This window comes from Paenibacillus sp. FSL H7-0714, assembly GCF_038003765.1.
GTDB lineage: Bacteria > Bacillota > Bacilli > Paenibacillales > Paenibacillaceae > Paenibacillus_AQ.
Window position 1 is genome coordinate 91,279 of record NZ_JBBOPT010000001.1, and the last position, 12,476, is coordinate 103,754.

At 46.7% G+C, this 12,476-nt stretch carries 7 protein-coding genes, 1 tRNA gene and 3 rRNA genes; all 11 read left to right on the forward strand.

The features are described 5' to 3' along the window. Positions 1–266 precede the first annotated feature (266 nt). Positions 267–1,824: ribosomal RNA gene (locus tag NST34_RS00430) — 16S ribosomal RNA — on the forward strand. 262 nt (positions 1,825–2,086) lie between these two features. Beyond that, positions 2,087–5,015 (forward strand): 23S ribosomal RNA (locus tag NST34_RS00435). Positions 5,016–5,088: 73 nt separating this feature from the next. Continuing rightward, positions 5,089–5,205 (forward strand): 5S ribosomal RNA (rrf, locus tag NST34_RS00440). The 16S, 23S and 5S rRNA genes sit together here, the layout of an rRNA operon. 430 nt (positions 5,206–5,635) lie before the next feature. After that, positions 5,636–7,093, forward strand: a complete 1,458-nt coding sequence (gene guaB / locus NST34_RS00445) for an IMP dehydrogenase (RefSeq protein WP_149647701.1) — start codon at positions 5,636–5,638, stop codon at positions 7,091–7,093. Between the two features lie 161 nt (positions 7,094–7,254). Then, positions 7,255–8,601 (forward strand): D-alanyl-D-alanine carboxypeptidase family protein, encoded by a 1,347-nt coding sequence (locus NST34_RS00450; protein ID WP_341129489.1) that lies wholly within the window; start codon positions 7,255–7,257, stop codon positions 8,599–8,601. A gap of 111 nt (positions 8,602–8,712) precedes the next feature. After that, complete coding sequence (pdxS, locus tag NST34_RS00455; RefSeq protein WP_042123186.1) at positions 8,713–9,594, forward strand: pyridoxal 5'-phosphate synthase lyase subunit PdxS; 882 nt, start codon at positions 8,713–8,715, stop codon at positions 9,592–9,594. 19 nt (positions 9,595–9,613) lie between these two features. Then, a complete protein-coding gene (gene pdxT, locus NST34_RS00460) occupies positions 9,614–10,210 on the forward strand; it encodes a pyridoxal 5'-phosphate synthase glutaminase subunit PdxT (protein ID WP_076286886.1) in 597 nt (198 codons plus the stop codon). Between the two features lie 73 nt (positions 10,211–10,283). Then, positions 10,284–11,570: a serine--tRNA ligase gene (serS, locus tag NST34_RS00465; RefSeq protein ID WP_341126933.1), complete on the forward strand. Its 1,287-nt coding sequence runs from the start codon at positions 10,284–10,286 to the stop codon at positions 11,568–11,570. Positions 11,571–11,638: 68 nt separating this feature from the next. Continuing rightward, positions 11,639–11,727, forward strand: a tRNA-Ser gene (locus NST34_RS00470). 173 nt (positions 11,728–11,900) lie between these two features. After that, positions 11,901–12,242 (forward strand): hypothetical protein, encoded by a 342-nt coding sequence (locus NST34_RS00475; protein ID WP_341050952.1) that lies wholly within the window; start codon positions 11,901–11,903, stop codon positions 12,240–12,242. Positions 12,243–12,254: 12 nt separating this feature from the next. Next, positions 12,255–12,407 carry a small acid-soluble spore protein P gene (locus NST34_RS00480; RefSeq protein ID WP_060623882.1) on the forward strand — a complete coding sequence of 51 codons (153 nt, stop codon included), beginning with the start codon at positions 12,255–12,257 and terminating at the stop codon, positions 12,405–12,407. Positions 12,408–12,476 lie beyond the last annotated feature (69 nt).

A 12,476-nucleotide genomic window follows, 5' to 3' on the forward strand; every position in this document is an offset into this window, starting at 1 on the left:
CATGCCGAGCTCGAAAAAGAAGTTAAAAAAAGAGCTTGACATTAAACGGCCGAACATGATATAGTATAAGAGTTGCTGCTGAGACATTAAACGGCGCCAACGAGAACTTGATCTTTGAAAACTGAACAACGAGTGAGTAGGAAATCACGAAAGTGAAATCCGAAACTGATGAGTTTCACAGCGTATTTTACGCTTTTGAAATTTCATCGTGAGAATTAATTTTCTCGTCAGATGTTTCAAAATGAGCATATCGCTCTTTTCAATACTAATTGGAGAGTTTGATCCTGGCTCAGGACGAACGCTGGCGGCGTGCCTAATACATGCAAGTCGAGCGGAGTTATCTTGAAAGCTTGCTTTCAAGATAACTTAGCGGCGGACGGGTGAGTAACACGTAGGCAACCTGCCCCTTAGACTGGGATAACTACCGGAAACGGTAGCTAATACCGGATAATTTCTTTTTTCTCCTGAAGAAAGAATGAAAGACGGAGCAATCTGTCACTGAGGGATGGGCCTGCGGCGCATTAGCTAGTTGGTGGGGTAACGGCCCACCAAGGCGACGATGCGTAGCCGACCTGAGAGGGTGAACGGCCACACTGGGACTGAGACACGGCCCAGACTCCTACGGGAGGCAGCAGTAGGGAATCTTCCGCAATGGACGAAAGTCTGACGGAGCAACGCCGCGTGAGTGATGAAGGTTTTCGGATCGTAAAGCTCTGTTGCCAGGGAAGAACGTCCGGTAGAGTAACTGCTACCGGAGTGACGGTACCTGAGAAGAAAGCCCCGGCTAACTACGTGCCAGCAGCCGCGGTAATACGTAGGGGGCAAGCGTTGTCCGGAATTATTGGGCGTAAAGCGCGCGCAGGCGGTCATTTAAGTCTGGTGTTTAAACCTTGGGCTCAACCTGAGGTCGCACTGGAAACTGGGTGACTTGAGTACAGAAGAGGAAAGTGGAATTCCACGTGTAGCGGTGAAATGCGTAGATATGTGGAGGAACACCAGTGGCGAAGGCGACTTTCTGGGCTGTAACTGACGCTGAGGCGCGAAAGCGTGGGGAGCAAACAGGATTAGATACCCTGGTAGTCCACGCCGTAAACGATGAGTGCTAGGTGTTAGGGGTTTCGATACCCTTGGTGCCGAAGTTAACACAGTAAGCACTCCGCCTGGGGAGTACGGTCGCAAGACTGAAACTCAAAGGAATTGACGGGGACCCGCACAAGCAGTGGAGTATGTGGTTTAATTCGAAGCAACGCGAAGAACCTTACCAGGTCTTGACATCCCTCTGAATCCACTAGAGATAGTGGCGGCCTTCGGGACAGAGGAGACAGGTGGTGCATGGTTGTCGTCAGCTCGTGTCGTGAGATGTTGGGTTAAGTCCCGCAACGAGCGCAACCCTTAACTTTAGTTGCCAGCAAGTAATGTTGGGCACTCTAGAGTGACTGCCGGTGACAAACCGGAGGAAGGTGGGGATGACGTCAAATCATCATGCCCCTTATGACCTGGGCTACACACGTACTACAATGGCCGGTACAACGGGAAGCGAAACCGCGAGGTGAAGCCAATCCCATCAAAGCCGGTCTCAGTTCGGATTGCAGGCTGCAACTCGCCTGCATGAAGTCGGAATTGCTAGTAATCGCGGATCAGCATGCCGCGGTGAATACGTTCCCGGGTCTTGTACACACCGCCCGTCACACCACGAGAGTTTACAACACCCGAAGTCGGTGGGGTAACCCGCAAGGGAGCCAGCCGCCGAAGGTGGGGTAGATGATTGGGGTGAAGTCGTAACAAGGTAGCCGTATCGGAAGGTGCGGCTGGATCACCTCCTTTCTATGGAGAATCGTCTTCTGCAATGAAGACATTCAAATCGGAAGTTAAACTTCCAAAATCTCAGGTTTAGGCCTGTTACTCACTCGTTGCTCAGTTTTGAGAGTTTAAGCTCTCAGTAAGACTTGATCCTTGAAAACTGGATACCGAAACGAATTTGCGTTTTAGAACATCTTTTAGCAACTTGTGTAAACAAGTAAATGTTATTAGTGAGATGATTCCAAAGAGAATGTCATTATGTGATATTTTCCTGAGGAAAAATCAAGGTTAAGCTAATAAGAGCACACGGAGGATGCCTAGGCGCCAGGAGCCGACGAAGGACGTGGCGAACAACGAAACTGCCTCGGGGAGCTGTAAGCAAGCTTTGATCCGGGGGTGTCCGAATGGGGAAACCCAGCTGTGGTAATTCGCAGTTACTCATCTCTGAACACATAGGAGATGTAGAGGCAGACCAGGGGAACTGAAACATCTAAGTACCCTGAGGAAGAGAAAACAATAGTGATTCCGTCAGTAGCGGCGAGCGAACGCGGAACAGCCTAAACCTAAGAGCTTGCTCTTAGGGGTTGTGGGACGTCTCACATGGAGTTACAAAGGAATATGGTAGGTGAAGAGGTCTGGAAAGGCCCGCGATAGAGGTAAAAGCCCTGTAACCTAAACTGTGTTCTCTCCGAGACGGATCCCGAGTAGTGCGGGGCACGTGAAACCCCGTATGAATCCAGCAGGACCATCTGCTAAGGCTAAATACTACCTGGCGACCGATAGTGAAACAGTACCGTGAGGGAAAGGTGAAAAGCACCCCGGAAGGGGAGTGAAATAGAACCTGAAACCGTGTGCTTACAAAAAGTCAGAGCCCTATCTATGGGTGATGGCGTGCCTTTTGTAGAATGAACCGGCGAGTTACGTTTAACATGCAAGGTTAAGTCGAGAAGACGGAGCCGCAGCGAAAGCGAGTCTGAATAGGGCGATTTAGTATGTGGACGTAGACCCGAAACCGTGTGATCTACCCCTGTCCAGGGTGAAGGTGCGGTAACACGCACTGGAGGCCCGAACCCACGCATGTTGAAAAATGCGGGGATGAGGTGGGGGTAGCGGAGAAATTCCAATCGAACTCGGAGATAGCTGGTTCTCCCCGAAATAGCTTTAGGGCTAGCCTCGGTATAAGAGTAGTGGAGGTAGAGCACTGATTGGGTGCGGGGTCCGCAAGGATTACCAAGCTCAGTCAAACTCCGAATGCCATATACTTATTGCCGGGAGTCAGACAGTGAGTGCTAAGATCCATTGTCAAAAGGGAAACAGCCCAGACCATCAGCTAAGGTCCCCAAGTGTGTGTTAAGTGGGAAAGGATGTGGAGTTGCACAGACAACCAGGATGTTGGCTTAGAAGCAGCCACCATTGAAAGAGTGCGTAATAGCTCACTGGTCGAGTGACTCTGCGCCGAAAATGTAACGGGGCTAAACACACCACCGAAGCTATGGCTAGATACGTATGTATCTGGGGTAGGGGAGCGTTGTATGTGGGTTGAAGGTGTACCGTAAGGAGCGCTGGACAGCATACAAGTGAGAATGCCGGTATGAGTAACGAAAAGATCAGTGAGAATCTGATCCGCCGAAAGCCCAAGGTTTCCTGAGGAAGGCTCGTCCGCTCAGGGTAAGTCGGGACCTAAGGCGAGGCCGAAAGGCGTAGTCGAAGGACAACAGTTTGAAATTACTGTACCACCGTAATCCGCTATGAGCGATGGGGTGACGCAGGAGGGTAGTGACGCGGACTGATGGATATGTCCGTCTAAGCAGTGAGGCTGATGTGTAGGCAAATCCGCACATCATTAAGGCTGGGCTGTGATGGGGAGCGAAAATTACAGTAGCGAAGGTCATGATCTCACACTGCCAAGAAAAGCCTCTAGCCAGGAGAAGGTGCCCGTACCGCAAACCGACACAGGTAGGCGAGAAGAGAATTCTAAGGCGCGCGGAAGAACTCTCGTTAAGGAACTCGGCAAAATGACCCCGTAACTTCGGGAGAAGGGGTGCCCCGGTAGTGTGAATAGCACGAGGGGGCCGCAGTGAAAAGGCCCAAGCGACTGTTTAGCAAAAACACAGGTCTGTGCGAAGCCGCAAGGCGAAGTATACGGGCTGACGCCTGCCCGGTGCTGGAAGGTTAAGGGGAGTGGTTAGGGGTAACCCGAAGCTATGAACCGAAGCCCCAGTAAACGGCGGCCGTAACTATAACGGTCCTAAGGTAGCGAAATTCCTTGTCAGGTAAATTCTGACCCGCACGAATGGCGTAACGACTTGGGCGCTGTCTCAACGAGAGATCCGGTGAAATTTTAATACCTGTGAAGATGCAGGTTACCCGCGACAAGACGGAAAGACCCCATGGAGCTTTACTGCAGCTTGATATTGAATTTGGGTACGATCTGTACAGGATAGGTGGGAGCCGTAGAAATCGGAGCGCAAGCTTCGGTGGAGGCGCCGTTGGGATACCACCCTGATCGTATCTAGGTTCTAACCTAGTACCCTTACCGGGTACGGGGACCGTGTCAGGCGGGCAGTTTGACTGGGGCGGTCGCCTCCTAAAGAGTAACGGAGGCGTTCCAAGGTTCCCTCAGAATGGTTGGAAATCATTCGAAGAGTGCAAAGGCATAAGGGAGCTTGACTGCGAGACCTACAAGTCGAGCAGGGACGAAAGTCGGACTTAGTGATCCGGTGGTACCGCATGGAAGGGCCATCGCTCAACGGATAAAAGCTACCCTGGGGATAACAGGCTTATCTCCCCCAAGAGTCCACATCGACGGGGAGGTTTGGCACCTCGATGTCGGCTCATCGCATCCTGGGGCTGAAGTAGGTCCCAAGGGTTGGGCTGTTCGCCCATTAAAGCGGTACGCGAGCTGGGTTCAGAACGTCGTGAGACAGTTCGGTCCCTATCTGTCGTGGGCGCAGGAAATTTGAGAGGAGCTGTCCTTAGTACGAGAGGACCGGGATGGACGTACCGCTGGTGCACCAGTTGTTCCGCCAGGAGCATGGCTGGGTAGCTACGTACGGACGGGATAAGCGCTGAAAGCATCTAAGCGTGAAGCCCCCCTCAAGATGAGATTTCCCAATTAGTAAGACCCCTTGAAGACGACGAGGTAGATAGGTTGGAGGTGGAAGTGCAGTAATGCATGGAGCTGACCAATACTAATCGGTCGAGGGCTTATCCTATACTTAAAACGCAAATTCAATTCGGATTCAGTTTTCAGGCATCAAGCCTGAGCATTTACGCTGTAAATGCCCGTTTGGTGGCGATAGCGGAGGGGTTCCACGCGTACCCATCCCGAACACGACCGTTAAGCCCTCCAGCGCCGATGGTACTTGGACCGAAGGGTCCTGGGAGAGTAGGACGTTGCCAAGCACGCAAGACCACTGTTGAGTAATCGACAGTGGTTTTTTTGTTGTATTATTGAAGAATTCATTAGGGTTTATTTTGAGATACTACATTAGAGATAGGTGTAAGCATTGGTGATGGGTATGGTGGATTGTATAATTTGACCACTAAATGTCCACTCTGTGCGGACAATAGTCCAATAATTCGCTTACGCGTGAGTCGTTTTTTGAATACCTACTCTGATGATGTAATGTTCTTGACAGTCCAAATGCCCTTTGCTAAGATGGCAATAATATATTTTTGGATAAGCATCTCAAACCTAAATTGAAGATATGAACTTGTTCAACTTCCAGATGTACAGAGTTGTCTGTCGTGAATGGACTTAAAGTCGAAGGTTCTTCTTTTATAAAGTTTGTAGGCGGGTATAATTTAAAACAACCGAGGAGGAATGACCCAGGTGTGGAAAGATAAGTTTGGTAAAGAAGGTCTGACTTTTGATGATGTGCTGCTGGTTCCGCGTAAATCTGAGGTACTGCCGAAGGAAGTAGATTTGACTACAGTTCTAAGTAAGAATGTGAAGTTGAACATCCCGCTTATGAGTGCAGGTATGGACACAGTCACAGAAGCGGCTATGGCCATTGCTATTGCTCGTGAGGGTGGTATCGGGATTATTCACAAGAATATGCCTGTAGAGCAGCAAGCGGAAGAAGTGGATCGTGTAAAACGTTCTGAGAGCGGAGTTATTACTAACCCATTCTCTCTTTCAGCAGAACATCTGGTATCCGATGCTGAACTGCTGATGGGTAAATATCGTATTTCCGGAGTACCGATTGTAGACAGTGACAACAAACTGGTCGGTATTCTAACTAATAGAGATTTACGTTTTATTCATGACTTTAATATTCCAATCAAAGAAGTTATGACACATGAGAATCTCGTGACTGCTGCTGTAGGTACGACACTTCAAGAAGCAGAAGGCATCTTACAACGTCATAAAATTGAGAAATTGCCGCTGGTGGACGAGAATAACGTTCTTAAGGGCCTAATCACAATTAAAGATATTGAGAAGGCGATTCAGTTCCCTAACGGAGCGAAAGATGCACAGGGTCGCTTACTGGTTGGAGCAGCTGTTGGTATCTCTAAAGATACATTCGAGCGTACTGCAGCGTTAGTGAAATCAGGTGTGGATTTGATCGTCGTCGATTCTGCACATGGTCACCACATTAATATTATTGAAGCGGTTCGCCAAATTCGTGAGTTGTATCCTGATCTTACGATTGTTGCTGGTAACGTGGCTACAGGTGAAGCAACCCGTGAACTTATTGAAGCTGGAGCTTCTGTAGTTAAAGTAGGTATTGGACCTGGATCTATCTGTACAACACGAGTTATCGCTGGTATCGGTGTTCCGCAGGTTACAGCCATTTATGATTGTGCAACGGTTGCTCGTGAGTACGGAGTTCCTATCATCGCTGACGGTGGAATCAAGTACTCCGGTGAAATCACTAAGGCTATTGCCGCTGGTGCTCATGCAGTAATGATGGGAAGTATGTTTGCGGGTACAGAAGAAAGCCCAGGAGAATCGGAGCTTTATCAAGGCCGTAAATTTAAAGTATATCGTGGTATGGGCAGTATGAGTGCCATGAAACAAGGTAGTAAGGATCGTTATTTCCAGGATGACGATAAGAAGCTTGTTCCTGAAGGAATTGAGGGTCGTATCGCTTTTAAAGGGCCTCTTTCGGATACCGTTCATCAATTGATTGGCGGACTGCGTTCGGGTATGGGCTACTGTGGGACCAAGTCACTCGAAGAACTTCGGAATGACACTTCTTTCATTCGCATCACAAGTGCCGGACTTCGCGAAAGCCATCCACATGATGTGCAAATTACGAAAGAAGCGCCAAACTATTCCGTGTAATGGACTAGAAAGACTATTTTTTGGACAGACAGGACTATTTCGTCCTGTCTGTCTTTTTTTGCGTGTACCCCTGTGTTAGAATAGAACAAGCTATTGATATGAGGTTTAAAGGAGAGTAGTAATCATTGAAGCACAAACAGAAATTTAACGGTAAGCAATTTATGATTAAGACAGTCACAGTAGGTCTACTTTTAAATATGTTAGTTTCCACTCCACTTCCGGCATTCGCTGAGGAAGGTACGACAACGACAATACAAGCTGGTACTGCAACTCAGACGACTCAGAAAGCAGTAAAGATCCCTTCTGTGGAATCACTGGGTCTAAATTTGAAATCAGCGGTTCTAATAGAACCAACAACAGGTGAAATTCTTTTATCTATGAATGCAGATGAGGCTTTGCCTCCAGCTAGTATGACTAAGATGATGACAGAGTATCTTGTAGCAGAAGCGGTAAAGACTGGACAGCTTTCATGGGATCAAAAAGTCATAGTAGGGGAAAATGCGTCTAAACAGGTTGGATCACGTATTTTTCTAGCGGAAAATGACGAGCATACGGTTGAAGAGCTGTATATAGCAATGGCTGTCGGATCTGCAAATGATGCTACAGTAGCTTTGGCAGAACTAGTTTCCGGATCAGAATTGGAATTCGTAGAGCTAATGAATCAGACTGCCCAGAAGATGGGGATGAAAACTGCCTATTTTGTTAATTCTACTGGATTAGACAAAGCTGACATGCCTAAGAAGTTCCGCTCAACTGATAAAAAAGAAAACGTAATGTCAGCGATGGATGCTGCTATTCTTGCCAAATATATCGTTACTGATCATCCTGATTTTAATAGATTTACAACGGTTCAGTCGTATAAGTTCCGTGAACGTGATACCGCACCAATGATTAACTTTAACTGGATGTTGGAAGATAACAAGAGTATCCAGAATTTTAAGGCTTATGCTTATGAGGGATTGGATGGTTTGAAAACAGGCCATACCGCTAGAGCAAAATATTGTTTTGCAGGTACAGCTGTACGTGATGGCATGCGTCTGATAAGTGTAGTAATGGGGGCTAATACAGAGCCACACCGTTTTACAGAGACGAAGAAAGTACTTGATTTCGGATTTAATAATTTTGAAATCAAACAGGTCGTGGCCCCTAAAGCAGTGATAGCCGGCAACGAAACCGTGCCAGTTCTTAAAGGGAAAAATAAAAAGGTGTCTGTAGTTACGGATGAAGCTGTTTCGTTTATCGTCCCTAAGGGAACAACCTCCCCTCAAATTAAAACAACCGTTGAAATAAATGATCCAGCAACCTTAGTTGCTCCTATAGAACAATCTGCTAAAGTGGGTAAGGTTACTTATTCCTACCAAGTTGAAGGCATGTCTGATGTTCAGCAGAAGACAGTTAATCTGATTACTGCTGAAGAAGCGGAGAAAGCCGGTTGGTTCAGTTTATTCCTTAGAGCCATTGGAGATTTCTTCGGCGATTTATTTACAGGGATCAAGAACTTGTTCTAATGAATTTAGCATCGAAAATTGCGTTAAATCCGAGTAAGTGGATTGTATATTTCCCTTCATTGGGGTAAAATTACAAGTTAGATTAAGATAGATCATTCGGGGGGCTAGGACATGGAAACTGGAACATCGCGAGTTAAAAGAGGCATGGCAGAAATGCAAAAAGGCGGCGTCATTATGGACGTCATGAATGCAGAACAAGCAAAAATTGCTGAGGCTGCGGGTGCAGTAGCTGTTATGGCATTGGAACGCGTGCCTTCTGATATTCGCGCAGCTGGCGGTGTAGCACGGATGGCCGATCCTACAATTGTAGAAGAAGTTATCAAAGTGGTAAGTATCCCTGTTATGGCTAAGGCTCGTATTGGCCATTACGTAGAAGCAAAGGTTCTGGAATCCTTGGGTGTCGACTATTTGGATGAGAGTGAAGTTCTTACTCCTGCTGATGAAGTCTTCCATATTAATAAACGTGAGTTCACTGTTCCGTTCGTATGTGGAGCTAAAGACTTGGGTGAAGCCTTGAGACGTATTAACGAAGGTGCATCCATGATCCGTACGAAAGGTGAACCAGGAACAGGCAACATTGTTGAAGCAGTGCGTCATATGCGCTTTATCAATAGTCAAATCCGCAAAGTAACTAATTTGTCCAAGGATGAGCTATATAATGAAGCTAAGAACCTGGGAGTTCCTTACGAGCTACTGCTTGAAGTGCATGAGCTTGGTAAGCTGCCGGTTGTTAACTTTGCTGCTGGCGGTGTAGCAACTCCTGCCGATGCTGCCCTGATGATGCATCTAGGTGCGGATGGTGTGTTTGTAGGCTCAGGTATTTTTAAATCGGACAACCCTGAGAAATTTGCCCGTGCGATCGTTGAAGCCACTACACACTATACTGATTACAAACTGATTGCAGAAGTATCTAAGAACCTTGGCGCACCAATGAAGGGGATTGATATTGCAACTCTAACCCCGGCTGAACGTATGTCGGAGCGTGGCCGTTAATAGAGAGAAGGTTGCCCGGATGAAAATAGGAGTGCTGGCGCTTCAAGGCGCAGTTACGGAGCATATTGTTAGTATAGAGAAGACCGGAGCAGTGGGCGTACCTATCAAGCGAGTAGAGCAGCTTGAGGAGGTTGATGGCCTAATTATTCCTGGTGGTGAGAGTACAACGATCGGTAAACTGATGCGAAAATATGGCTTCATCGAAGCCATACGTGATTTCTCCAATCAGGGCAAGCCGATTTTTGGAACATGCGCGGGTATGATTGTTCTGGCCAAACAAATTGCCGGCGGCGAACCAGGGCATTTGGAGCTAATGGATATTACGGTGGCTCGGAATGCATTCGGTCGTCAACGGGAAAGCTTTGAATGTGATCTGGAGGTTAAAGGAATTGATGAGCCGGTTCGTGCTGTTTTTATACGTGCACCGCTTATCAACGAGGTAGGCCCCGGTGTAGAAGTGCTTACAGTCTATAATGATGAGATTGTAACTGCACGGGAGGGTAACCTGCTGGTGTCTTCTTTTCATCCAGAATTGACCGATGATTTCAGACTGCATCAATATTTTGCTGATATGGTAGAGGCTACTAGGCAAGTGCAACAACAGAATCGCATATAAGAACATTCTGACTCTTTCAAAGCTGTAAGCAGCAATTTGAAAGAGTTTAGGCTGTTTTCAGGAGGGAAACTTTGTGTTAGACGTAAAAGTATTACGCAGTGATTACGCTCGAGTTGAACAAGCCTTAGAGAAACGGGGTAAATCACTGGATTTAATTTCTGATTTTCCACAACTTGATCTACGCAGACGTGAATTACTGCAAGAAACAGAAGGTCTTAAGAACCGTCGTAATACGGTATCTGGTGAAGTAGCGAAGAAGAAAAAGAATGGTGAGCCAGCAGATGACCTAATTGCAGAAATGCGTACGGTATCTGACCGAATTAAAGAGCTTGATGACGAAGTGCGTGAATTGGAAGTTCAGATTGCTGAACTTACTATGAGTATTCCGAATATTCCTCATGATTCAGTTCCAGTTGGTAAATCTGAGGATGATAACGTAGAATTGCGTCGCTGGTCGGAGCCAAAGGAATTCGGATTTACTCCGAAATCACATTGGGAGCTTGCGCAGCATCTCGATATTATTGATTTTGAAGCTGCAGCGAAGGTTACGGGATCTCGGTTTGTTTTTTATAAAGGACTGGGAGCACGCTTAGAGCGGGCGCTTATTAACTTTATGATGGATCTGCACAGTGGTGAGCATAACTATGAAGAAATGCTGCCGCCTTACATTGTGAATAAAGACAGCTTGTACGGAACGGGGCAACTTCCTAAGTTTGAGGAAGATCTGTTTAAGTTACGTGACACTGAATACTATTTGATTCCTACAGCGGAAGTACCTGTGACCAACTACTATCGCGAAGAGATTTTGACAGCAGCAGATCTACCTAAGTATCATGTAGCATACAGCTCTTGTTTCCGTTCTGAGGCGGGTTCAGCTGGCCGTGATACTCGCGGTCTGATCCGTCAGCATCAATTCAACAAGGTAGAGCTGGTGAAGCTTACTACACCTGAATCCTCTTATGAGGAGTTAGAAAAAATGACAGCAGATGCTGAGCGTGTGCTGCAGCTTCTTGGATTGCCATATCGCGTACTTGGGCTATGTACAGCTGATATGGGCTTTACATCGGCTAAGACGTACGATTTGGAAGTATGGCTGCCTGAGAGTGGAATGTACCGTGAGATCTCTTCTTGCTCAAATACGGAGGACTTCCAAGCGCGTCGGGCAAATATTCGTTTCCGTAAAGATCCGAAATCCAAACCTGAATTTGTTCATACACTGAACGGATCGGCTTTGGCTGTTGGGCGTACTGTTGCAGCAATTCTTGAGAATTATCAGCAAGAGGATGGTAGTGTTCTGATTCCGGAATGTCTACAACCGTATATGCGCAATGTAAAATCGATCCAACCTAAAACTATTTAAGAAAATAGTTGCTTTTTCTCCGCACCATATGATACAATTACTAATGCATGTGAAATTTATATGCATTTGGAGAGGTACCGAAGCGGTCATAACGGGGCGGTCTTGAAAACCGTTAGGGTGCAAGCCCACATGGGTTCGAATCCCATCCTCTCCGCCATTCCTTTATGAACTTTAAGAAATAAGCAGATAGAAACCGTCTCCTTTGGAGGCGGTTTTTTTGTTGTGCTTGAACTGGTACAGTTTTAGTTATTGTTTGATGAACCTAGTTCCATTGAGAATAAAAAGATTGATTTCTCCGCAATGTATTAGAGAAGGAGGATGATCATAATTATGGACAGACAATTGGGAGTAGATCAGCATAATCTTGTCTCGGCCTGGCAAGAACGCCTGCCTGCGTTAATGGAGGATGGGGATAGTTTCAATGTACTAGCGGATGATGGTGATCCGAATAGTCTGCTTATTCATTTTAATGCAGCAGGACGTCAAGGGTACTCACTTGATTTTCGTTGCAGGTATGTAGATAGCAGGGAGGTCGCTGTTGATCTGCTTGATGTGGAGCAGAGTGGAATTCATATTGATGAGCATAGTGATGCAGTACAGCTATTAGCACAGCAGTATTCACGACAAATTCACGAATGTGCTCAGGCTCTACAGAGTATAACTAATCCTTAGGAGGAATGAACAATGTCAAAACCAAAAAGTATTCCAGTTCCCGGGGCACAGCCCAACGATGGCGAGCGTAGAAAGGAGCATAATTCTTCTGCACCAGAACCGCTTTCAGGTTCTAAAAAGGTGAAACAAGCGAATCATGTTGACCACCATAATCCACAAGGTTAACAAATAAAAACGTTAAGAATTTTAAAGAAGTGTTTCTTGATTTTTACAAATGGTTTATCATAGGGGGGG